The sequence below is a fragment of the Pseudomonas sp. Marseille-Q0931 genome, from assembly GCF_940789645.1.
Classification (GTDB): domain Bacteria; phylum Pseudomonadota; class Gammaproteobacteria; order Pseudomonadales; family Pseudomonadaceae; genus Aquipseudomonas.
In genome coordinates this window covers 373,963-396,376 of record NZ_CALNWT010000003.1, presented here as the reverse complement: position 1 = coordinate 396,376, position 22,414 = coordinate 373,963, and the positions used below count along the sequence as shown (strand labels likewise).

Sequence of the window (22,414 nt, the reverse complement as noted above, 5' to 3'; positions counted from 1 at the left end):
AGCCTGACAACCCTGGAGCGTCCGGTTTGATCGTCTTCCGTTATCTGTCCCGCGAAGTGCTGGTGACCCTCAGTGCGGTGAGTGCCGTACTGCTGGTGATCATCATGAGCGGTCGTTTCATCAAGTATCTGGCCCAGGCGGCGCAGGGCGTACTCGACCCGGGCGTGCTGTTTCTGATCATGGGCTACCGGATTCCCGGCTTCCTGCAACTGATCCTGCCGCTGGGGCTGTTCCTCGGTTTCCTGCTGGCCTACGGCCGTCTGTACCTGGACAGCGAGATGACCGTGCTGTCGGCCACCGGCGTCAGCCAGCAGCGCCTGACCGCTTACAGCATGGCGCCAGCGCTGATCGTCGCGCTGCTGGTTGGCTGGCTGAGTCTGGGCCTGGCGCCGCAGGGCGTGGCCAGCGTGGCGCGCATCCTCAACGAGCAGGATGCCCTGACCGAACTCGATACTCTGGTGCCGGGGCGCTTCCAGTCGCTGCGTGATGGCTCGCGAGTGACCTATTCGCAGGAGCTGTCGGCCGATCGCAGCGAGCTGCGTGGCGTGTTCATGTCGGAGAAGCGCTTCTCCACCGATGGCCGTTCCGAGCGTGGCATCACTGTGCTGGTGGCCGAGAGCGGGCGCCAGGAAATCCAGGACGACGGTAGCCGCTATCTGATTCTGGAAAATGGCTACCGCTATGACGGTGAGCCGGGCGAGGCGGATTACCGCGCCATCCAGTACGACACTTACGGCGTGCTGCTGCCCAAGCCGGAGGTCGCCATCGAAGCCAGCGAACGTGAGGCGACGCCGACTCGTGAGCTGCTCGGCAGCAGCGACCCGCGCATGCAGGCCGAGCTGCAATGGCGCCTGTCGTTGCCCCTGCTGGTGTTCATCGTCACCTTGCTGGCCGTGCCGCTGTCGAAGGTCAACCCGCGTCAGGGCCGCTTCCTCAAGCTGTTGCCGGCAATCTTCCTTTATATGGCGTATCTGGGCCTGCTAATCGCCGCGCGTGGCGCGCTGGACAAGGGCCGGCTGCCTGCGGCCCTGGGCCTGTGGTGGGTGCATGGCATCTTCCTCGCCATCGGCTTGGCGTTGTTGTACTGGGAACGTCTGAGTTTGTGGTGGGCCAGCCGCCGTGCGCCGGCGTCGGAGGTGGCTCATGGCTAAGCTGGATCGCTACATCGGCGCTCAGGTTTTCTTCGCCATTCTGGCGGTACTGGGCGTCATCCTCGGCCTGGCGTTGCTGTTCGCCTTCATCGATGAGCTGGGCGACCTTAACAAGGGCGATTACGGCCTCGGTCAGGCGCTCTGGTACGTATTGCTGACCGCGCCGCGCCGGGCCTACGAGATGTTGCCGATGGCGGCGCTGATCGGCTGCCTGATCGGTCTCGGCACCCTGGCCAGCAACAGCGAGCTGACCATCATGCGCGCTGCTGGCGTGTCCATCGGGCGTATCGTCTGGGCGGTGATGAAGCCCATGCTGGTACTGATGCTCGCCGGCATTCTGATCGGCGAGTACGTTGCGCCGCTGACCGAGAACCAGGCCCAGGCCGACCGTGCGCTGGCGCAGGGTGGTGGTGCGGCGCAGAGCTCCAAGCGCGGTATGTGGCATCGTCAGGGCCAGGAATACGTGCACATCAACGCCGTGCAACCAGGCGGTGTTCTGCTCGGGGTTACGCGCTACCGCTTCGACGGCGAGCGTCGCCTGCTTTCGGCCAGCTTCGCTCGCCGTGCCGAGTACCGTGACAACCACTGGATGCTGAGCAACGTGCAGACCACGCTGCTGCATGAAGACCGTTCCGAGGTGGTCAATCAGCGCGAAGAGCGCTGGGACATCGAACTCAACCCGGAGCTGCTTGGCACCGTGGTGATGGAGCCCGAGTCGCTCTCGGTGACCGGGCTGTGGCAGTACATCCACTACCTGGGCGAGCAGGGGCTGAACAATGCCCGTTACTGGCTGGCGTTCTGGACCAAGGTACTGCAGCCGCTGGTGACTGGCGCTCTGGTGCTGATGGCGATTTCCTTCATCTTCGGCCCGCTGCGTTCGGTGACGCTGGGGCAGCGCGTCTTCACCGGCGTGCTGGTCGGCTTCATCTTCCGTATCGCTCAGGACCTGCTGGGGCCGTCGAGCCTGGTGTTCGGCTTCTCGCCGCTACTGGCGGTGCTGGTGCCGGCTGGCATCTGCGCGCTGGCCGGTCTCTGGCTGCTACGCCGCGCCGGCTGAGTCGCTTGTGGGCATGAAAAAGCCGGTTCAGTGAACCGGCTTTTTCGTATCTGCTCGGGCTACTTCTTGTGAATGTTCTTGGGTAGCTGAACCACGCGGCTGTCCGAATAGATGTCGTGCCAGGTGCGGCCCTGCTTGTCCCACAGCAGCCAGAGAAAACCCAGGCCGGCGAACAGCCAGGAACCGATGGCGACCACGAAACGCAGCAAGGCCTGCCATAGGTCAATGGCGCTACCGTCGGCGTTCTGAATGCGCAATCCCCAGGCCTGCATGCCCAGCGTCTGGCCGTTATGCGTCCAGAACTTGGCGAAGAAGGCGAACAGCGACAGCAGTACCAGGCTGGCGAGAAGCGGGTCGTTGTCCAGGGCGCCGGCTTCGGCCATCGCCATCAGTGCATCGCCACCATGAATCAGGCGCAGGATGCCCTGTTGGTAGATCAGGGTGACCACCATGATCAGCGCCACGCAGAGCAAAAAGTCGTAGAAGAGGGCCGCCAGGCGACGAATCAGCCCGGCAGTGGGAAAGTCTCCCTGCGGGCGTAGCTGGTGTTTCGGCATGATGGGCTCGCTGTGACGAAAGTGCGCGCCATTCTAACCGCGACTTTTCCCCAGGCATAAAAAAACCCCTGATCGAGATCAGGGGTTCTTCAAAGCAGCGGCAATCAGCCCAGGATCTGAACCTGGTCGGCCTGCATGCCTTTTTGACCTTGCACAGCTACGAAGCTGACTTTCTGGCCTTCTTTCAGGCTCTTGAAGCCGTTACCTTCGATCGCGCGGAAGTGCACGAACAGATCCGGACCGCTTTCGGGAGTGATAAAACCAAAACCTTTCTCGTCGTTAAACCACTTGACGGTACCGTTCTGACGATTCGACATGTCTTTTTCCTTGAAACTAAAGTTGATGACAGCCTCCGAGTATAGAGGGCTGAGACTGGTTGCAAGGAGTAATAGAAGTCGAGCGGGATGTAGCGGATCGAAGTGATCTGCTGCACCAGAGTCACGATTCACGGCGACCCATGCAAACAGTTCGATCACTCTACGCTAACTTTTGCGCAATTGCCAACCCCTGCCAGCAAGGTCGCCAGCCAGGTTTTACGGGGCCTGCCGAGGTGCCGGAAAAGTTTGGCGGTAACCGGCTTGCAACAATTGCCTCTATTGTTCACGCAGATACGAAAAAGCCCGCAAGACCAAGGTCTTGCGGGCTTCGAATCGTGGTGCCCCGGGGGAGACTCGAACTCCCACTCCTTTCGAAAACGGATTTTGAATCCGCCGCGTCTACCGATTCCGCCACCGGGGCACGATGGCGGCGCAGTATAGGGATGCACCTTGCGCCGGTCAATCGGCGTTAATGCGGTAATTGGCTATCGATGCGTTCCTGTACTGGCGGCCAATGGCAGTGATGATGGCGCCCGGCTTTTATATTGCGGTTGCGGCTAGAATCGCGCTGTCATCAAGATTGCCGAGTATGGCACTTATATAAATGACCTCGGGGTGAGGCGGTCATGGGAGAAGGAGTTATCAAAGGTTTGTGCCGGATGCTCGTCACGGGTCTGCTACTCGTGCCTATCGCTAGGGCCGACACCCTGACCTACGCCGTCACCGATGAAAGTTGGGCACCTTACTGGATAGTCGAGGGGGCTCGGGTCAGCGGCATCCTCCACGAGTTCATGCTCGCGCTGGATGAGCGCTTGCCGGAGTCGCTGCTAGCCAGCCACCCGTTGCCGCCGCTGCGGACGCAAAAGCTTTTTCGCGAGGGGCAGTTGCAGATCGAGTGTTGCGTCAGCAAGAGCTGGCGCAGTGACGCCGAACAAGTCGAGGTCTCGGCGTGGACGGTGCCGGTGCTGGAAACCGAGGAGATGCTGATTTTTCCTCCCGGCAGGGATTTCCCCTACAGTCATCTCGAGGATCTAGGTGGACGAGCCATCGCCACCGTGCGCGGCTATGGCTATGCCGGCAGCAACCACTTTCAGCGTAACGATGGCGCCGATGTTCAGGCACTGATCTACCGCGTTGCCCAGGGGCGCAGCGAGGCCGGCATCCTCGACCGCCTGGAGTGGCGCTATCTGCAACATGTGGACGGGCAGTTGCGCGGGACTCGCTGGCAGGTGGAGGAGGGGCCGACGATTCATCGCTCTCAATTGCGTTTGCGCCTGCACCGAGATCGGCTGGGTCGGCTCGAGGCGGTCAATGCCGCCATCCGCTCGCTGCAGAACGATGGCACCCTGGCGCGGATCGTCGCCAGGTATGCGCCGCAGCCTCACGTGGTCGGACTGGGGGAAATCCGGTAAGCTTCGCCATCCTGCAGAAATACCCCCGCCGAATAGAATCATGCGTGTTGCCGATTTTCACTTCGATCTGCCCGAGTCGCTGATCGCCCGTCACCCCCTGGCCGAGCGTCGTGCCAGTCGCCTGTTGCAGCTGGACGGCCCGAGTGGCGCGCTGCGTCATGGCCAGTTCACCGACGTGCTGGAGCAACTGCGCTCCGGTGATCTGATGGTGTTCAACAATACCCGGGTGATTCCGGCGCGCCTGTTTGGCCAGAAAGCGTCCGGCGGCAAGCTGGAGATACTGGTGGAGCGTGTGCTCGATCAGCACCGCGTGCTGGCCCATGTGCGCTCGAGCAAATCGCCCAAGCCGGGCTCGCAGATTCTTATCGAGGGTGGTGGCGAGGCCGAGATGGTCGCGCGTCACGATACCCTGTTCGAGCTGCGTTTCGCCGAGCCGGTGCTGGCGTTGCTGGAGCGGGTCGGCCATATGCCGTTGCCGCCATATATAGACAGGCCGGACGACGAAGCGGATCGCGAGCGTTACCAGACCGTCTACGCCGAGAAAGCGGGCGCAGTGGCTGCGCCGACTGCGGGGCTGCACTTCGATGACGAGCTGCTGGCGGCGATCCGTGCCAAGGGTGTGGAAACGGCATTCGTCACCCTACATGTCGGCGCCGGTACCTTCCAGCCGGTGCGCGTGGAGCGCATCGAGGATCACCACATGCACAGCGAGTGGCTGGAAGTCGGCCAGGATGTCGTCGATGCCGTGGCGGCCTGCCGCGCCCGTGGCGGACGCGTGGTCGCCGTCGGCACCACCAGTGTGCGTTCGCTGGAGACCGCGGCGCAGAGCGGCGAGCTGAAGCCGTTCAGCGGCGATACCGACATCTTCATCTACCCGGGGCGTCCGTTTCATGTCGTCGACGCGCTGGTCACCAACTTCCATCTGCCCGAGTCGACCCTGCTGATGCTGGTGTCGGCCTTCGCCGGCTATGCCGAGACCATGGCCGCCTATCGCGAGGCCGTGGCGCAGGGTTATCGCTTCTTCAGTTACGGTGATGCCATGTTCATCACCCGCAATCCCGCCGCGCGCGGGCCCGAGGTTTGAGTATGTCGCGCACCTGTCGCATGTCCTTCGAGTTGCTGGCTACCGACGGCAAGGCCCGTCGCGGCCGCCTGACCTTCCCGCGAGGCGTGGTCGAGACCCCGGCCTTCATGCCGGTGGGTACCTATGGCACGGTCAAGGGCATGCTGCCGCGTGACGTCGAGGACATCGGCGCGCAGATCATTCTCGGCAACACCTTCCACCTGTGGTTGCGCCCGGGCATGGAGGTGATCAAGAAGCATGGCGACCTGCACGACTTCATGCAGTGGCAGGGGCCGATCCTCACCGACTCCGGCGGTTTCCAGGTGTTCAGCCTCGGGGCGATGCGCAAGATCAAGGAGGAGGGCGTGTACTTCGCCTCGCCGGTCGACGGCGCCAAGGTGTTCATGGGGCCGGAAGAGTCGATGCAGGTGCAGCGCGACCTGGGCTCGGACATCGTGATGATCTTCGACGAATGCACGCCGTACCCGGCCGAGTTCGACGTGGCCAAGCGCTCGATGGAGCTGTCGCTACGCTGGGCCAAGCGCTCCAAGACCGCGCACGGTGAAAGCACCGCGGCGCTGTTCGGCATCGTCCAGGGTGGCATGCACGAGGAGCTGCGCATGCGCTCGCTGGAGGGTTTGTGCGAGATCGGCTTCGACGGCCTGGCCATCGGCGGCCTGTCGGTCGGCGAGCCGAAGGAAGAGATGATCCGCGTGCTCGACTTCCTGCCGCCGCAGATGCCGGCCGACAAGCCACGCTACCTGATGGGCGTGGGCAAGCCGGAAGATCTGGTCGAGGGCGTGCGCCGCGGCGTGGACATGTTCGACTGCGTGATGCCGACGCGTAATGCGCGCAACGGACACCTGTTCGTCGATACCGGCGTGGTGAAGATCCGCAACGCCGTGCACAAGCTCGACGATTCGCCGCTGGATCCGACCTGCGACTGTTACACCTGCAAACACTTCTCGCGCGCTTATCTGCATCATCTGGACAAGTGCGGCGAAATGCTCGGTAGTATGCTCAATACCATCCATAACTTGCGGCATTATCAGCGGGTTATGGCTGGTTTGCGCGAGGCTATCGGACAGGGTACATTGGCCGCCTTTGTCGAAGCCTTCTATGCCAAGCGCGGCCTGCCTGTGCCGCCTCTGGACTGATTTCCCGAACGTTTGAAGATCCTTTCCATTAGGAGTGTTACATGAGCTTTTTGATCCCCGCCGCCTACGCTGACACCGCGGCTGCTGGCCCTGCCGGCAGCGGTTTCGAGTGGGTTTTCCTGATCGGCTTCCTGGTCATCTTCTATCTGATGATCTGGCGTCCGCAGGCCAAGCGTGCCAAGGAGCACAAGAACCTGCTCGGCGGCCTGCAGAAGGGCGACGAAGTCGTCACCAGCGGCGGTATCGCCGGCAAGGTGTCCAAGGTTGCCGACGATTTCGTGGTGATCGAGGTGTCTGACACCGTCGAGCTGAAGTTCCAGAAGCAGGCCATCGCCGCCACCCTGCCCAAGGGCACGCTGAAAGCCATCTGATTCGGTTCTCGGTTTTTCCATTCCACGGGGCGCTTTTAGCGCCCCGCGTCATAGCGGGCGGCCCGTTCATGCTCAATAAATACCCTCTGTGGAAGTACCTGCTGATTCTGTCCGTACTGGCGATCGGCCTGGTCTACTCCATTCCAAATCTCTATCCAGACGATCCTGCCGTGCAGATCAGCGGCGCCAGCTCGGCGCTGAGCATCGAGCAGACGGATGTCGATCGTGCCAGCAAGGCGCTGACCGATGCCGGTATCCAGGTCAAGGCTGCCAGCATCGACGAGCGTGGCCGCGGCGGCCTGATTCGTCTGATCAAGCAGGATGACCAGCTGCCGGCCAAGGACATCGTCCGTCGCGCACTGGGCGATGACTACGTCGTGGCGCTGAACCTGGCGCAAACCACTCCCGACTGGCTGCGCAGCCTGGGCGCGAGCCCGATGAAGCTCGGCCTGGACCTCTCCGGGGGCGTGCACTTCCTGCTGGAAGTCGACATGGACAAGGCGCTGGACGTGCGCCGCCAGGTCTATGAAGGTGAAATCAAGAGCCTGCTGCGCAAGGAGCGCGTGCGCTATCGCAGCATGCCGGAAAGCAACGGCCGCATTCAGCTCGGCTTTGCCGACAGCGACACGCTGGACAATGCGCAGCGCCTGATTCGCAAGGATTACAGCGATTTCGAACTGACCACTGTCGAGCGCAATGGCCAGCAGGTCCTGCAACTGGGTCTGACCCAGGCGAAGATCGCCGAGATCCGCGAATACTCCATTCGCCAGAACCTCACCACTGTGCGTAACCGCGTCAACGAGCTGGGCGTAGCCGAGCCGCTGGTGCAGCGCCAGGGCGCCAACCGCATCGTGGTCGAGCTGCCCGGTGTGCAGGACACCGCCGAGGCCAAGCGTATTCTTGGTAAGACCGCGAACCTGGAGTTCCGTCTGCAGGCCGATTTCGACGCGCCGCGTGGTGCGACCGAGGCTTTCGGTTTCCGCGAGGAGGGTCGTCCGCCGGTGCAGCTTGAGCGTGAGCTGATCATCACTGGTGACCAGGTTACCGATGCCCAGGCCAGTTTCGACGAGAACGGTCGTCCGCAGGTGAACATTCGCCTCGACGGTCACGGCGGCGATCTGATGAATCGCGCCACGCGCAACAATGTCGGTCGCAGCATGGCGGTGATCTTCATCGAGCAGAAGCCGGTCACTCGCTATGTGCGTCAGACCGTCGATGGCGTCGAGCAGGAAGTCGCCGTCCCTTCCTTCGTCGAAGAGAAGAAGATCATCAGCCTGGCGACCATCCAGTCGGCACTCGGCAGCCAGTTCCGTATCACCGGTCTGAACGGCCAGGGTGAGTCCTCGGAGCTGGCGCTGCTGCTCCGCGCCGGTGGCCTGGCTGCACCGATGTACTTCGCTGAAGAGCGCACCATCGGCCCGAGCCTGGGTGCAGAGAACATTGCCAAGGGTATTGCCTCTACCGAATGGGCAATGATCTTCGTGGCCCTCTTCATCATCGCCATCTACCGTTTCTTCGGTGTGCTGGCGACTGTCGCTCTGGCGTTCAACCTGGTGCTGCTGGTAGGCCTGATGTCTGCCATCGGCGCGACCCTGACCTTGCCGGGTATTGCCGGTATCGTCCTGACCCTGGGTATGGCGGTGGACGCCAACGTGCTGATCTTCTCGCGCATTCGCGAGGAGCTGGCCAATGGCCTGCCCGTGCAGCGCGCCCTGCATGAAGGCTTCGACCGTGCATTCTCGGCGATTCTCGACAGTAACCTGACCACCTTGCTGGTCGGCGGCATCCTGTTCGCCATGGGCACCGGCCCGGTCAAGGGCTTCGCGGTGACCATGTCTCTGGGCATCATCACTTCGATGTTCACAGCCATCATGTTCACCCGAGGTCTGGTCAACCTGATCTTCGGTGGCCGCAACGTCAAGAAGCTGTGGATCTGAGGTGCAGCCATGATCAAATCAACCATTCGTTTTATGGCGGTACGCAATATCGCCTTCGCCATAACCTTGGCGCTGACAGTGATCGGCCTGGGGGCGTTGTTCGCCAAAGGGCTTAACTTCGGCCTGGACTTCACCGGCGGCACCCTGATCGAACTGCAATACGAACAGCCGGCCAATCTTGATCGAATCAAGACCGAGCTGGGCCAGGCAGGTTATACCGATGCCGTGGTGCAGAGCTTCGGCGCCAGTACCGATGTGCTGGTGCGTCTGGCTGGCGATTCTCCCGACCTGGGTAATGAGGTCGCGGCCGCGCTGCGCAAGGTCGACGAGGCGACGCGTTTCGAGGTCAAACGCGTCGAGTTCGTCGGCCCGCAGGTGGGGGAGGAACTGCGTGACCAGGGCGGTATTGCCATGCTCCTGGCGCTGGGCGGCATCATGCTGTACCTGGCGTTTCGCTTTCAGTGGAAGTTCGGTGTCGGCGCCATCGCATCCCTTGTGCATGACGTGATCATCACTCTGGGCGTACTGGCGTTTTTCCAGATCCCGTTCGACCTGACCGTGCTGGCGGCGATCCTGGCGATGATCGGTTACTCGCTCAACGACACCATCATCATCTATGACCGTATCCGCGAGAACTTCCGCGTGCTGCGCAAGACCTCGCTGATCGAGAATATCGACGTTTCGATTACCCAGACCTTGCTGCGTACCATCGCTACATCATTGTCCACAGCACTGGCGCTGTTGGCGCTGCTGTTCTTCGGTGGTGAAGTGCTGGGCGCCTTTGCTCTGACCCTGCTGGTGGGTGTCGTGGTCGGGACCTACTCGTCGGTCTATATCGGTGCCACTGTGCTGGTATGGCTGAAACTCAGCGTGGAAGATCTGATTCCTCCTGCGGCTGAAGCCGAGGCCGACGACGGCCGCCCGTAACGATGTGACAGGCTTCATGAAAGTCAGCGAAAGCCGCGGCCAGTCGAACTTGTCGCGGCTTTTTGCTGTCCTAGGCAGGGAGAAGGGCGCGAGTCGCCGAGCCTAGGAGACACATAAAATGAACAAATCACTGTTGGTAGGTGCCGTACTGGGTGCTGTGGGTGTGACCGCTGGTGGCGCTGTTGCCACTTACAGCCTGGTTGATCGTGGCCCGGATTATGCCGAGGTGCTGGCCGTAACGCCGGTCAATGAAACCGTGAAAACGCCACGGGAAGTCTGCAAGGACGTGGCGGTCACGCGTCAGCGTCCGGTACAGGATCAGCATCAGATCGCCGGCACGGCTATCGGGGCCATCGCCGGTGGTCTGCTGGGTAATCAGGTCGGCGGCGGTACCGGCAAGAAGATCGCCACCGTGGCCGGCGCCGTTGGCGGCGGTTATGCCGGCAACAAGGTTCAGGAAGGCATGCAGCAGCGTGACACTTACACCACCACCGAAACCCGCTGCAACACCGTGACCGACACCAGCGAGAAGCTGGTGGGCTACGATGTGAAGTACCAGCTGGGCGAGAAGGTCGGCACCGTGCGCATGGACCGTGATCCGGGCAGCCGCATTCCGGTCAACAAGCAGGGCGAGCTGGTGCTGGTGCAGCAGACTCAATAAGAAAGCGAGTCATAAAAAAACGCCCCTCGGGGCGTTTTTTATTTTTGCTCGATGAAAGCTCAGCGCTTCATCGAGGGTGCCAGGTGCGGCTGGATCGCCGTCAGCACGGCCTTGAAGCACTTGGTGTTGCCGGCAACGATCTGGCCCTTTTCGAGGAAATCATGGCCGCCGCTGAAGTCGCTGACCAGGCCGCCTGCTTCCTGAATCAGTAGGGCGCCGGCAGCCATGTCCCACTCGGACAGGCCGAACTCCCAGAATGCGTCGAAGCGGCCGGCCGCAACGTACGCCAGGTCCAGACTGGCAGCGCCTGCGCGGCGGATGCCGGCGGTCTGGCCGGTCAGGCTGCGGAACATGTTGAGGTAGTTGTCCAGGTGATCGAGCTGGCCATCGCGGAACGGGAAGCCGGTGCCGAGCAGGGCACCCTCAAGGCTCTTGCGATTGCTGACGCGCAGGCGACGACCGTTGAGAGCTGCACCGCGGCCGCGGCTGGCGGTGAATTCTTCCTGGCGAACCGGGTCGAGGACAATGGCGTGCTCGAGGCGACCGCGGTATTTGCAGGCGATGCTGATGGCGAAGTGCGGCACGCCGCGAACGAAGTTGGTGGTGCCGTCCAGCGGGTCGATGATCCACTGATAATCAGCGCCTTCGCCGCTGCCTTCCAGCACGCCGCCTTCTTCGCCGAGGAAGCTGTGGGTCGGGTAAGCCTTGCGAATGGCCTGGACGATCATCAGCTCGGCGGCCTTGTCGACCTCGGTGACGTAATCCTTGGCATCCTTCTCGTCGACCGAGATGACATCCAGGCGCTCGATGGAGCGAAAGATCATTTCACCGGCGCTGCGAGCGGCGCGCAGGGCGATATTCAGCATGGGCTGCATGGGAGGTTCACCTGGGGCGTTAAAGAAAGCCGGCCATGTTAGCAGAAAACCGTTGCTGATGAAGCGCCGTCTGTACCCCGCATGGCAATCACGCCGGGGCTTGGGTAAGATCGTAGCCCCCTAATCGTTTCTGAGAGTGTCTGCGTTGCTGGACAATATTCGCGTCGTTCTGGTGGGTACCAGTCATCCGGGCAACATCGGCGGTGCCGCGCGGGCGATGAAAAACATGGGTCTGTCACGTCTGGTGCTGGTGGCTCCCGAGGATTTCCCCAGCGGCGATGCCGTTGCGCGAGCATCCGGCGCCACCGATGTGCTGGACGCCGCGCAGGTGGTCGACACGCTGGAGGAGGCGCTGGTCGGCTGCACGCTAGTCATCGGTACCAGTGCGCGCGACCGACGCATCCCCTGGCCATTGCTCGATCCTCGCGAGTGCGGTACGACCAGTTGCGAACAGGCCGCTGCGGGTGGTGAGGTGGCGTTGGTGTTCGGCCGTGAGTACGCCGGTCTGACCAACGAGGAGCTGCAGCGATGTCAATACCACGTGCATATCCCGTCCAACCCGGAGTTCAGCTCGCTGAACCTGGCTGCGGCGGTGCAGGTGCTGGCCTATGAAGTGCGCATGGCCTGGCTGACAGCGCAAAACCTGCCGAGCAAGGTGGAGAAGCTGGAAACCACGGCGATGCTCAATTCCCAGGTCGCGACGGCGGATGAGCTGGAATCTTTCTACGGTCATTTGCGCCGCGTGCTGGTGATGATCGGCTTTCTCGATCCGCAGAAGCCACGGCACCTGATGACTCGCCTGCGCCGCCTTTTTGGGCGCAGTGCGGTGAGCAAGCTGGAAATGAATATCCTGCGCGGCATCCTTACCGAGACAGAGAAGGCCGTGCGTGGAGAGCCTCACAAGCAGGGGAAGTCTGATGTTTGAACGCATGCGAGAAGATATCCAGAGCGTTTTTCACCGTGATCCGGCGGCGCGCAATGCCTTCGAGGTGGTGACCTGCTACCCGGGGTTGCATGCCACCTGGCTGCATCGGGTGGCTCATGCGCTATGGCGTTCGGGCTGGAAGTGGCCGGCGCGCGTGGTGTCCAACTTCGGGCGCTGGATGACCGGTATCGAGATCCATCCGGGGGCGAAGATCGGGCGGCGCTTCTTCATCGATCACGGCATGGGTATCGTGATCGGCGAAACTGCCGAGATCGGCAATGACGTGACGCTCTATCAGGGTGTGACCCTCGGCGGTACCAGCTGGAACAAGGGCAAGCGTCACCCGACCCTGGAAGATGGTGTCGTGGTCGGAGCTGGCGCCAAGGTGCTGGGGCCGTTCACTGTTGGTGCGGGCGCCAAGATCGGCTCCAATGCCGTGGTGACCAAGGCGGTGCCGGCCGGTGCGACCGCGGTCGGCATTCCCGGCAAGATCATCGTCAAGTCCGATGACGAGCAGGAGGCCAAGCGTCAGGCCATGGCCGAGAAGATCGGCTTCGATGCCTATGGCGTAGGTCAGGACATGCCTGACCCGGTGGCAAGGGCAATCGGGCAATTGCTCGACCACCTGCAGGCCGTCGATGGTCGTCTGGAGGATGTCAGCAAGGCGCTGGCTTCTCTGGATTGCGACTATCGCGCCAAGGCGTTGCCGGAGCTGCGTGACGAGGATTTCGCCGAGGTCTGCAAGGGGCAGGGCGACAAGCCTGCAGCCTGATGCGCGGCGAGGTGGTCTCTGCTATCATCTCGCCTCTTTTTGCGGTCAAACCTGAGTAAATTAATAGGTCTTATAGTTGACTTAAATACTCGGGAATTGCATACTCCGCCTCAATTCAGTGATTCGTGGTAGAGCCATGCGACTGACCACCAAAGGCCGTTACGCCGTTACCGCCATGCTCGATCTGGCGCTGCACGCGCAGCATGGTCCCGTTTCCCTGGCCGATATTTCCGAGCGGCAGGGCATCTCCCTGTCCTATCTCGAGCAACTGTTCGCCAAGCTGCGCCGTGGCAACCTGGTTTCCAGTGTGCGCGGGCCGGGTGGCGGCTATCAGCTGTCGCGTGACATGCGTGGCATTCAGGTGGCCCAGGTGATCGATGCGGTCAATGAGTCCGTAGATGCCACGCGTTGCCAGGGGCAGGGCGATTGCCACTCTGGCGACACCTGTCTGACCCATCATCTGTGGTGCGATCTCAGTCAGCAAATTCATGAATTCCTCAGTGGCATCAGTCTGGCCGATCTGGTCGTGCGCCGTGAGGTTCAAGAGGTCGCGTTGCGCCAGGATCAGCGTCGCTGCTCCGGCAGAGGCACTGCGCCGCATTTGGATAAGATTGAAGCGTCTGCCATCGAGTGAGCAGGGCGTTTGCCTGATAGGAGAAACCCAATGAAATTGCCTATTTACCTCGATTACTCCGCCACAACGCCGGTCGATCCGCGTGTCGCGCAGAAGATGAGCGAGTGCCTGCTGGTCGACGGTAACTTCGGCAACCCGGCTTCGCGCTCCCACGTATTTGGCTGGAAAGCCGAAGAGGCGGTGGAGAACGCCCGCCGTCAGGTCGCCGAGCTGGTCAATGCCGACCCGCGCGAAATCGTCTGGACCAGTGGTGCCACCGAGTCCGATAACCTCGCCATCAAGGGCGTGGCGCATTTCTACGCCAGCAAGGGCAAGCACATCATTACCTCGAAGATCGAGCACAAGGCGGTGCTGGACACCACGCGTCAGCTCGAGCGCGAAGGTTTCGAAGTGACCTATCTGGAGCCGGGCGAAGATGGTCTGATCACGCCGGCCATGGTCGAAGCCGTGCTGCGTGACGACACCACGCTGGTGTCGCTCATGCACGTCAACAACGAAATCGGCACTGTCAATGACATCGCCGCCATCGGCGAGTTGACCCGCTCCCGTGGCGTGCTGCTGCACGTCGATGCGGCGCAGTCCACCGGCAAGGTGGAAGTCGACCTGGAGAAGATGAAGGTCGACCTGATGTCCTTCTCCGCGCACAAGACTTATGGCCCCAAAGGCGTTGGCGCCCTGTACGTGCGTCGCAAGCCGCGCGTACGTCTGGAGGCGCAGACTCACGGTGGCGGTCACGAGCGCGGCATGCGTTCGGGCACGCTGGCCACTCACCAGTGCGTCGGCATGGGTGAAGCCTTCCGCATCGCCAAGGAAGAGATGGCGGCGGAAAACCAGCGCATCACTGCCCTGCGTGACCGTTTCTATCGCCAGCTCGAAGACATGGAAGAGTTGTACGTCAACGGCAGCCTGACTGCCCGCGTGCCGCACAATCTCAACCTGAGCTTCAACTACGTCGAGGGCGAGTCGCTGATCATGGCGCTCAAGGACCTCGCCGTATCGTCCGGTTCGGCCTGCACCTCGGCTTCCCTGGAGCCGTCTTACGTGCTGCGCGCTCTGGGCCGCAACGATGAGCTGGCGCATAGCTCGATTCGCTTCACCTTCGGTCGCTTCACTACCGAAGAAGAAGTCGACTACGCCGCTGCCAAGGTCCGCGAAGCGGTGGACAAGCTGCGTGAGTTGTCGCCCCTGTGGGATATGTTCAAAGAAGGTGTCGACCTTTCCTCCGTGGAATGGGCAGCACACTGATAGCTGCCTGAAGAGCGGCACCTGATGAGAGAGGAAATACAACATGGCTTACAGTGACAAGGTCATCGACCACTACGAAAACCCGCGCAACGTCGGCAAGCTGAACGCCGAAGATCCCGATGTAGGTACCGGCATGGTCGGTGCGCCGGCATGCGGCGACGTTATGCGCCTGCAGATCAAGGTCAGCGAAAGCGGCGTGATCGAAGACGCCAAGTTCAAGACCTATGGCTGCGGTTCGGCCATCGCCTCCAGCTCGCTCGCCACCGAGTGGATGAAGGGCAAGACCCTGGATGAAGCCGAAAGCATCAAGAACACCCAGCTCGCCGAAGAACTGGCGCTGCCGCCGGTGAAAATTCACTGCTCCGTACTCGCCGAGGACGCCATCAAGGCTGCTGTGCGCGATTACAAGCAGAAGAAAGGTTTGCTCTGATACGAGGTTTGCAATGGCCATCACCATGTCTGAAGCAGCTGCCCGCCATGTGCAACGCTCTCTCGAAGGGCGCGGCAAGGGCGAGGGCATTCGCCTCGGTGTGCGTACTACCGGATGCTCCGGCCTGGCCTACGTGCTCGAGTTCGTCGATGAGCTGGCGGCCGAGGACCAGGTGTTCGAGAGCCACGGCGTCAAGGTGATCATCGATCCCAAGAGCCTGGTCTATCTCGACGGCACCGAGTTGGACTTCGTGAAGGAAGGCCTCAACGAGGGCTTCAAGTTCAACAACCCCAACGTGCGCGGCGAATGCGGTTGCGGCGAAAGCTTCAACATTTGAGGCCCTGAATGGGTAATCCTTGCCATTTCGCCCTGTTCGACCTGCAACCGGGTTTTCGCCTCGATCTGCAGCAGTTGGCGGCACGTTACCGTGAGCTGGCGCGCCAGGTTCATCCGGATCGATTCGCCGATGCCGGCGAGCGTGAGCAGCGCCTGGCGCTTGAGCGCTCGGCCTGCCTCAACGAGGCTTATCAGGTCCTGAAAACACCGTCGCAGCGTGCGCGCTATCTGTTGGCCATGCGTGGCCCCGAGTTGCCGCTGGAAGTGACTGTGCAGGATCCGGATTTCCTTCTGCAGCAGATGCAGTTGCGTGAAGAGCTGGAAGAGCTGCAGGACGATGCAGATCTGGCTGGCGTCGCTGCCTTCAAAGGCCGCCTGAAAGCCGCGCAGGAGCAGCTCAACGAGGGCTTCGCTGTGTGCTGGGATGACGAGGCGCGCCGTGAAGAGGCCGAGCGCCTGATGCGCCGTATGCAATTCCTCGACAAGCTCTCTCATGAAGTGCGCCAGTTAGAAGAGCGCCTCGACGATTAACCTGTAGGTTGCTTCGGCAGCCTGCCTGATGATTTCAAGAAGACCATGGCCCTATTGCAGATCGCCGAGCCAGGGCAGAGCCCACAACCGCACCAGCGTCGGCTGGCAGTGGGCATCGACCTGGGCACCACCAACTCGCTGGTCGCTGCCGTGCGCAGTGGTCTGGCCGAACCTCTGGCTGATGCTGATGGCGGCGTTATCCTGCCCTCTGCCGTGCGTTATCACGCCGCAAGCATCGAGGTGGGCGAGTCGGCCAAGCTGGCGGCCGCCAGCGATCCACTCAATACCGTGTTGTCGGTCAAGCGCCTGATGGGACGCGGCATCGCCGACGTGCATCAGCTCGGCGAACAGTTGCCGTATCGCTTCGCTGCCGGCGAATCGCACATGCCCTTCATCGAGACGGTGCAGGGGGCGAAGAGCCCGGTCGAGGTTTCGGCTGAGATTCTCAAGACTCTGCGCCTGCGCGCCGAGCAGACCCTGGGCGGTGAGCTGGTGGGCGCGGTGATCACCGTGCCGGCCTATTTCGACGATGCCCAGCGTCAGGCCACCAAGGACGCTGCACGTCTCGCCGGCCTGACCGTGCTGCGACTGCTCAACGAGCCGACAGCTGCTGCGGTGGCCTACGGCCTGGATCAGAAGGCCGAAGGCGTGGTCGCCATCTACGATCTCGGTGGCGGCACCTTCGATATTTCCATCCTGCGTCTGACTGGCGGTGTGTTCGAGGTGTTGGCCACCGGTGGCGACAGCGCCCTGGGTGGTGACGATTTCGATCATGCCGTGGCCGACTGGATCATCCAGCAGGCCGGTATTTCCAGCGACCTCGACCCGGCCGCCCAGCGTCGCCTGCTGCAGGCTGCATGCGCAGCGAAGGAAGCGCTCACGGACGCCGGCAGTGTCGAGCTGAGCTATGGCGACTGGCATGGTTCGCTGTCGCGCGAGCAATTCGAAGCGCTGATCGAGCCGATGGTCGCGCGCAGCCTCAAGGCCTGCCGCCGTGCCGTACGCGATTCGGGTATCGAGCTGGAAGAAGTCAGTGCGGTGGTCATGGTCGGTGGTTCGACCCGTGTGCCGCGTGTGCGCGGGGCGGTGGGTGAGCTGTTCGGTCGTGCGCCGCTGACCAATATCGACCCTGACCAGGTGGTGGCCATTGGTGCGGCGATCCAGGCCGACGCCCTGGCCGGCAACCAGCGTGAGGATGGCGAGGAGCTGTTGCTGCTGGACGTGATTCCCTTGTCGCTCGGCCTGGAAACCATGGGCGGGCTGATGGAGAAGGTGATCCCGCGCAATACCACCATTCCGGTGGCGCGTGCGCAGGAGTTCACCACCTACAAGGATGGCCAGACGGCGATGATGATTCACGTGCTGCAGGGCGAGCGCGAACTGATCGCCGACTGCCGTTCCCTGGCGCGTTTCGAGTTGCGCGGTATTCCGCCGATGGTCGCCGGGGCGGCGAAGATCCGCGTGACCTTCCAGGTCGATGCCGACGGTCTGCTCAGTGTCGCGGCGCGCGAGCTGAGCTCCGGCGTCGAGGCGAGCATTCAGGTCAAGCCGTCCTACGGCCTGACCGATGGTGAGATCGCACGCATGTTGCAGGACTCCTTCCAGAACGCCGGAGACGACAAGGCGGCGCGTGTGCTGCGTGAGCAGCAGGTCGATGCCCAGCGTCTGATCGAGGCAGTCGAGGGGGCGCTGGAGGCCGATGGCGATCGTCTGCTGGATGCCGAGGAGCGCGAAGTCATCGAGCTGCAGGTGCAGGAGCTTCGCGATCTGCTTGCCGGCACCGATGGTCTGGCGATCGAGCGACAGACCAAACGCCTGTCGCAGGTCACCGATGCCTTCGCCGCCAGGCGACTGGATTCGACGGTTAAAGCCGCGCTGGCCGGGCGCAATCTCAACGAGATCGAGGAATAATTAATGCCGCAGGTAATTTTTCTGCCTCACGAGCGATTCTGCCCGGATGGCCTGGTGGTCGAGGCCGAGCCTGGCATTTCCATCCTCGAGCTGGCGCATGAGCACCATATCGAGATGGAAAGCGCTTGCGGTGGCGTGTGCGCCTGCACCACCTGTCACTGCATCGTGCGCGAAGGTTTCGACTCGCTGAACGAGGCGGACGAGCTGGAAGAGGACTACCTGGACAAGGCCTGGGGGCTCGAAGCTCAGTCGCGCCTGGCCTGTCAGGCCATCGTCGGCGAGGACGACCTCACCGTCGAGATTCCCAAGTATTCACTCAACCACGCTGCTGAAGCGCCGCATTGATCCGGGAGGTATCTGTCATGAGTCTGAAATGGGTCGATGTCCTGGATATCGCCATCGAGCTGAGCGAGCAGAAGCCGGATATCGATCCGCGCTACGTCAACTTCGTCGATCTGCGCAGCTGGGTGCTGGCGTTGCCCGAGTTCTCCGACGATCCGCAACGCGGTGGGGAAAAGGTGCTCGAAGCCATCCAGGCAGCCTGGATCGAAGAAGCCCAGTAGGGCATGGCTCGGAGGGGCGGAGTATCGGCGCTACAGTCCCGGATTACGCTCGAGCTACAAATCCGGCGCCGCAAGCGCGGGTTTCGCTGCGTAGCTTTTACTTGCAGCTTGTGGCTTGCCGCCTGTGGCTGCGCTCTCATAACCCGCGTATAATTCGCGGGTTTAATTTTTCGCTTTAACCCTAAAGTTTCTGGAGCTTCACATGGCTGTTCAACGTACTTTCTCCATCATCAAGCCTGACGCCGTTGCCAAGAACGTCATCGGTGAGATCACCACCCGTTTCGAAAAGGCCGGTCTGCGCGTCGTCGCTTCGAAGATGGTGCAACTGTCCGAGCGCGAAGCTGCCGGTTTCTACGCTGAGCACAGCGAGCGCGGCTTCTTCAAGGACCTGGTCGCCTTCATGACTTCCGGCCCGGTCATCGTTCAGGTTCTGGAAGGCGAGAACGCCGTTGCCAAGAACCGCGAACTGATGGGCGCCACCAACCCGAAAGAAGCTGCTGCCGGCACCATCCGTGCTGATTTCGCCGTTTCCATCGACGAAAACGCCGTTCACGGTTCGGACTCCGAAGCTTCCGCTGCCCGCGAGATCGCTTACTTCTTCTCCGCTACCGAGCAGTGCGCGCGCATTCGCTGATACGGCGAATGATGCGAGGGTGAAGCCATGACCAATACCACCGGCAAGATCAACCTGCTGGGCCTGACCCAGCCGGAAATGGAACAGTTCTTCGAGTCCATTGGCGAGAAGCGCTTCCGTGCCGGCCAGGTAATGAAGTGGATTCACCACTTTGGCGTCGATGATTTCGCCGCCATGACCAATGTCGGCAAGGCCTTGCGCGAGAAGCTCGAGGCCTCTGCCGAGATTCGCGGCCCGGAAGTGGTCAGCGAAAATATTTCCGCCGATGGCACGCGCAAGTGGGTGGTGCGTGTGGCGTCTGGCAGCTGCGTGGAAACCGTGTACATCCCGCAGAACGGCCGTGGCACCCTGTGTGTGTCGTCACAGGCCGGCTGTGCTCTGGATTGCAGCTTCTGCTCCACCGGCAAGCAAGGCTTCAACAGCGACCTGACCAGCGCCGAGATCATCGGCCAGGTGTGGATCGCCAACCAATCCTTCGGCAGCGTGCCGGCGAAGATCGATCGCGCCATCACCAATGTGGTGATGATGGGCATGGGCGAGCCGTTGCTGAACTTCGACAACGTCGTCTCCGCCATGCAGATCATGATGGACGACCTCGGTTACGGCATTTCCAAGCGCAAGGTGACGTTGTCCACCTCCGGCGTGGTCCCGATGATCGACAAGCTGGCCGAAGTGATCGACGTGTCGCTGGCCCTGTCGCTGCACGCGCCCAACGACGAGCTGCGCAACCAGCTGGTGCCGATCAACAAGAAGTATCCGCTGGACATGCTGCTGGCGGCCTGCAAGCGCTACATCTCCAAACTGGGCGAGAAGCGTGTGCTGACCATCGAGTACACCCTGCTCAAGGGCGTCAACGATCAGCCCGAGCATGCTGAGCAGATGATCGCACTTCTGGCCGATGTACCTTGCAAGATCAACCTGATTCCGTTTAATCCCTTCCCCTTCTCGGGGTACGAGCGGCCGAGCAATAACGCCATTCGCCGCTTCCAGGACCTGTTGCACAAGGCCGGGCATAACGTCACGGTACGCACCACCCGTGGTGACGATATCGACGCCGCGTGCGGCCAGCTGGTTGGCCAGGTCATGGACCGTACTCGGCGCAGTGAGCGTTATATCGCCGTGCGTCAGCTGGGCAGCGAGGCGCAAGAGCCTCGCGCCACCGCCAATCGAAATTGAAGAGAGGATGTCCATGACCTTGCGCCCTGCGCTGTTATTGCTCGTTGCCAGCCTGCTCGGTGGGTGTGTGACCACCGGCGATGTCGACCCCATGCGTACGGCGAAAGGGCGTGACGAAGCACGTGATGCCTATGTCCAGCTAGGCATCGCTTATATCCAGCAGGGCGATACCCAGCTCGCCAAGGTACCGTTGAAGAACGCGCTGGAGCTTGATTCCTCCAATGCCGATGCGCATGCCGCGCTGGCCATGGCCTTTCAATTGGAAATGGAGCCTAAACTGGCCGACGAGCATTTTCGCAAGGCGCTGTCCCAGCGGCCTGCGGATGCCCGTCTGCTGAACAATTACGGCGGTTTCCTGTTCGAGCAGAAGCGCTATCAGGAGGCCATGAGCACCTACCTCAAGGCCGCCGAGGACAACCTCTATCCCGAGCGCTCCCGAGTGTTCGAGAACCTCGGCATGACGGCTCTGCAACTCGGTCAGCGTGAGCAGGCCAAAGAGTATTTCCAGCGTGCCTTGCGCCTCAGCAGCCGCCAGCCGCGCGCGTTGCTGGAAATGGCGCTGCTGTCCTACGAGGACAAGGAGTACGTGCCGTCGCGTCGCTACTACGATAGCTACAGCGAAATGGCGCCGCAAAGCGCTCGCAGCCTGCTCCTGGGAGCGCGACTGGCCGAGATATTCGAGGACCGTGACCGGGCAGCCAGCCTGGGGCTGCAATTACGGCGCCTGTATCCGGCTTCTCAGGAATATCAGCAATTTGTTTCGGGGCAAAAATGAAAGCCGCGCATAGCGAAGTGACTCAGCCGACGCCGAACAACCCGGGCGAAAGCCTGCGGCAGGCCCGTGAGCTCAAGGGCTGGAGCGTCGCCGAAGTAGCGGCTCAGCTCAATCTGACTCCGCAGCGTCTCACCCAGCTCGAGGCCGGTGCTTTCGACAAGCTGCCGGGCACCACGTTTGCCCGTGGCTACATTCGTGCTTACGCCAAGCTGCTCGAAATGGATCAGAACCGTCTGGTGATGGAGTTCGATCAGTTCACTGGCACCGATGCCACCGGCAGCAGCGTGCATGCACTGGGCCGTATCGAAGAGCCCGTACGGTATTCGCAAAGTATCCTGCGCCTGGTCAGTTTTCTGTTGCTGCTGGCATTGATTGGCGGTGGTTTTGTCTGGTGGCAGGATCAGGGCCGTTCGGTGACCAGTCTGGCTGATCTGGGGCTTGAGCATGTGGAAGTAGAGGGGGCCGATGGCACCACGCAGGTGCACTCGCTTGCCGAGCCGGAAGATCAGGCTGTGGTTGCCGCTCAGGGCGATGAGCGGAGCAGCCCGCTGTTGCTGCCGGTCGACCCGGGTGAAACCCCGGAAGGCACCGGTGCCGCCGAACAGCCTGCTGCCGAGTCCGCGACGACTGAGGGTGAGGCTGCTGAACCCGCGCCGGAGGCCCCGCTTGCTACCGAACAGGATCAGCCAGCAGTGACCGCCACCGCGCCGGCTCCCGCCGCTGAGCCTGCTGCACCTGTAGCGGTGCCGGCAGGGCAGGGCGCACTCAATGTGCAGTTCACCGCCGATTGCTGGACGCAGGTGACCGATGCCGATGGCAAGGTCCTGGTTAGCGCCCTCAAGCGTAGCGGCGAGCGCATCGAACTGACCGGCAAGGCGCCGCTGAAGTTACACCTGGGCTTTGCCCGGGGCGCTCAGGTGACCTACAACGGCGAAAGCGTTGACGTCACGCCGCATATCTCTGGCGAAACCGCGCGCCTGACACTGGGGATGTAAAG

General features: G+C 61.9%; 26 protein-coding genes and 1 tRNA gene. 23 read left to right on the top strand and 4 right to left on the bottom strand.

Going from position 1 to position 22,414, the window contains the following annotated elements; all coding sequences use genetic code 11:
• Window positions 1-26: 26 nt before the first annotated feature.
• Window positions 27-1,151, top strand: a complete 1,125-nt coding sequence (lptF, locus tag P3C50_RS10805) for an LPS export ABC transporter permease LptF (RefSeq protein WP_275545995.1) — start codon at window positions 27-29, stop codon at window positions 1,149-1,151.
• Entirely contained in the window at window positions 1,144-2,208 is a 1,065-nt protein-coding gene (gene lptG, locus P3C50_RS10800) for an LPS export ABC transporter permease LptG (RefSeq protein ID WP_197858394.1), read from the top strand. The genes lptF and lptG overlap by 8 nt, the downstream gene beginning before the upstream one ends.
• 59 nt (window positions 2,209-2,267) lie before the next feature.
• Here the strand turns inward: lptG and P3C50_RS10795 are convergent, their stop codons facing one another.
• The 3 genes from P3C50_RS10795 to P3C50_RS10785 form a co-directional block, all read right to left on the bottom strand.
• Window positions 2,268-2,765: an RDD family protein gene (locus P3C50_RS10795; RefSeq protein ID WP_197858396.1), complete on the bottom strand. Its 498-nt coding sequence runs from the start codon at window positions 2,763-2,765 to the stop codon at window positions 2,268-2,270.
• A gap of 104 nt (window positions 2,766-2,869) precedes the next feature.
• Window positions 2,870-3,082 carry a cold-shock protein gene (locus P3C50_RS10790; RefSeq protein WP_003298189.1) on the bottom strand — a complete coding sequence of 71 codons (213 nt, stop codon included), beginning with the start codon at window positions 3,080-3,082 and terminating at the stop codon, window positions 2,870-2,872.
• 336 nt (window positions 3,083-3,418) lie between these two features.
• Window positions 3,419-3,503: transfer RNA gene (locus P3C50_RS10785), tRNA-Leu, on the bottom strand.
• Between the two features lie 238 nt (window positions 3,504-3,741).
• Here P3C50_RS10785 and P3C50_RS10780 point away from each other — a divergent pair.
• The 7 genes from P3C50_RS10780 to P3C50_RS10750 all read left to right on the top strand — a co-directional run bounded on the left by P3C50_RS10780 (window position 3,742) and on the right by P3C50_RS10750 (window position 10,610).
• Entirely contained in the window at window positions 3,742-4,494 is a 753-nt protein-coding gene (locus P3C50_RS10780) for a substrate-binding periplasmic protein (RefSeq protein WP_275545994.1), read from the top strand.
• Between the two features lie 40 nt (window positions 4,495-4,534).
• On the top strand, window positions 4,535-5,578 hold the full coding sequence (gene queA / locus P3C50_RS10775; RefSeq protein WP_275545993.1) for a tRNA preQ1(34) S-adenosylmethionine ribosyltransferase-isomerase QueA: 1,044 nt from the start codon (window positions 4,535-4,537) through the stop codon (window positions 5,576-5,578).
• Between the two features lie 20 nt (window positions 5,579-5,598).
• Entirely contained in the window at window positions 5,599-6,714 is a 1,116-nt protein-coding gene (gene tgt / locus P3C50_RS10770) for a tRNA guanosine(34) transglycosylase Tgt (RefSeq protein ID WP_197858519.1), read from the top strand.
• Between the two features lie 41 nt (window positions 6,715-6,755).
• Window positions 6,756-7,085: a preprotein translocase subunit YajC gene (yajC, locus tag P3C50_RS10765; RefSeq protein WP_197858436.1), complete on the top strand. Its 330-nt coding sequence runs from the start codon at window positions 6,756-6,758 to the stop codon at window positions 7,083-7,085.
• 68 nt (window positions 7,086-7,153) lie between these two features.
• Window positions 7,154-9,022, top strand: coding sequence for a protein translocase subunit SecD (secD, locus tag P3C50_RS10760; RefSeq protein ID WP_197858438.1), 1,869 nt, complete (start codon window positions 7,154-7,156; stop codon window positions 9,020-9,022).
• Window positions 9,023-9,034: 12 nt separating this feature from the next.
• A complete protein-coding gene (gene secF, locus P3C50_RS10755; protein ID WP_275546057.1) occupies window positions 9,035-9,949 on the top strand; it encodes a protein translocase subunit SecF in 915 nt (304 codons plus the stop codon).
• Window positions 9,950-10,067: 118 nt separating this feature from the next.
• Window positions 10,068-10,610, top strand: a complete 543-nt coding sequence (locus tag P3C50_RS10750) for a glycine zipper 2TM domain-containing protein (protein ID WP_197858440.1) — start codon at window positions 10,068-10,070, stop codon at window positions 10,608-10,610.
• 59 nt (window positions 10,611-10,669) lie between these two features.
• On the opposite strand, the gene suhB is transcribed toward P3C50_RS10750, so the two are convergent.
• Window positions 10,670-11,485, bottom strand: a complete 816-nt coding sequence (gene suhB / locus P3C50_RS10745) for an inositol-phosphate phosphatase (protein ID WP_197858442.1) — start codon at window positions 11,483-11,485, stop codon at window positions 10,670-10,672.
• Between the two features lie 145 nt (window positions 11,486-11,630).
• Between suhB and trmJ the strand changes: the two genes are divergently transcribed.
• The 14 genes from trmJ to P3C50_RS10675 all read left to right on the top strand — a co-directional run bounded on the left by trmJ (window position 11,631) and on the right by P3C50_RS10675 (window position 22,412).
• Complete coding sequence (trmJ, locus tag P3C50_RS10740) at window positions 11,631-12,410, top strand: tRNA (cytosine(32)/uridine(32)-2'-O)-methyltransferase TrmJ (RefSeq protein ID WP_275546056.1); 780 nt, start codon at window positions 11,631-11,633, stop codon at window positions 12,408-12,410.
• A complete protein-coding gene (gene cysE, locus P3C50_RS10735; RefSeq protein ID WP_197858443.1) occupies window positions 12,403-13,182 on the top strand; it encodes a serine O-acetyltransferase in 780 nt (259 codons plus the stop codon). Before trmJ ends, cysE begins: the two co-directional genes overlap by 8 nt.
• Window positions 13,183-13,318: 136 nt before the next feature.
• Window positions 13,319-13,816, top strand: coding sequence for a Fe-S cluster assembly transcriptional regulator IscR (gene iscR, locus P3C50_RS10730; RefSeq protein ID WP_197858445.1), 498 nt, complete (start codon window positions 13,319-13,321; stop codon window positions 13,814-13,816).
• A gap of 30 nt (window positions 13,817-13,846) precedes the next feature.
• Window positions 13,847-15,061: an IscS subfamily cysteine desulfurase gene (locus tag P3C50_RS10725; RefSeq protein ID WP_197858447.1), complete on the top strand. Its 1,215-nt coding sequence runs from the start codon at window positions 13,847-13,849 to the stop codon at window positions 15,059-15,061.
• Between the two features lie 43 nt (window positions 15,062-15,104).
• Complete coding sequence (gene iscU / locus P3C50_RS10720; RefSeq protein WP_017362576.1) at window positions 15,105-15,491, top strand: Fe-S cluster assembly scaffold IscU; 387 nt, start codon at window positions 15,105-15,107, stop codon at window positions 15,489-15,491.
• Between the two features lie 13 nt (window positions 15,492-15,504).
• Window positions 15,505-15,828, top strand: coding sequence for an iron-sulfur cluster assembly protein IscA (gene iscA, locus P3C50_RS10715; protein WP_197858449.1), 324 nt, complete (start codon window positions 15,505-15,507; stop codon window positions 15,826-15,828).
• 8 nt (window positions 15,829-15,836) lie between these two features.
• Window positions 15,837-16,358: a co-chaperone HscB gene (gene hscB / locus P3C50_RS10710; RefSeq protein ID WP_275545992.1), complete on the top strand. Its 522-nt coding sequence runs from the start codon at window positions 15,837-15,839 to the stop codon at window positions 16,356-16,358.
• A gap of 45 nt (window positions 16,359-16,403) precedes the next feature.
• Window positions 16,404-18,269, top strand: coding sequence for a Fe-S protein assembly chaperone HscA (hscA, locus tag P3C50_RS10705; RefSeq protein WP_275545991.1), 1,866 nt, complete (start codon window positions 16,404-16,406; stop codon window positions 18,267-18,269).
• Window positions 18,270-18,272: 3 nt separating this feature from the next.
• Window positions 18,273-18,614, top strand: a complete 342-nt coding sequence (fdx, locus tag P3C50_RS10700; RefSeq protein WP_197858454.1) for an ISC system 2Fe-2S type ferredoxin — start codon at window positions 18,273-18,275, stop codon at window positions 18,612-18,614.
• Between the two features lie 17 nt (window positions 18,615-18,631).
• Window positions 18,632-18,832 (top strand): Fe-S cluster assembly protein IscX, encoded by a 201-nt coding sequence (gene iscX / locus P3C50_RS10695; RefSeq protein WP_275545990.1) that lies wholly within the window; start codon window positions 18,632-18,634, stop codon window positions 18,830-18,832.
• Window positions 18,833-19,034: 202 nt separating this feature from the next.
• Entirely contained in the window at window positions 19,035-19,466 is a 432-nt protein-coding gene (gene ndk, locus P3C50_RS10690) for a nucleoside-diphosphate kinase (protein WP_003459696.1), read from the top strand.
• Between the two features lie 27 nt (window positions 19,467-19,493).
• Window positions 19,494-20,642 carry a 23S rRNA (adenine(2503)-C(2))-methyltransferase RlmN gene (gene rlmN / locus P3C50_RS10685; protein ID WP_275545989.1) on the top strand — a complete coding sequence of 383 codons (1,149 nt, stop codon included), beginning with the start codon at window positions 19,494-19,496 and terminating at the stop codon, window positions 20,640-20,642.
• Between the two features lie 13 nt (window positions 20,643-20,655).
• Window positions 20,656-21,417: a type IV pilus biogenesis/stability protein PilW gene (pilW, locus tag P3C50_RS10680; RefSeq protein WP_275545988.1), complete on the top strand. Its 762-nt coding sequence runs from the start codon at window positions 20,656-20,658 to the stop codon at window positions 21,415-21,417.
• A complete protein-coding gene (locus P3C50_RS10675) occupies window positions 21,414-22,412 on the top strand; it encodes a helix-turn-helix domain-containing protein (protein ID WP_275545987.1) in 999 nt (332 codons plus the stop codon). Before pilW ends, P3C50_RS10675 begins: the two co-directional genes overlap by 4 nt.
• Window positions 22,413-22,414 lie beyond the last annotated feature (2 nt).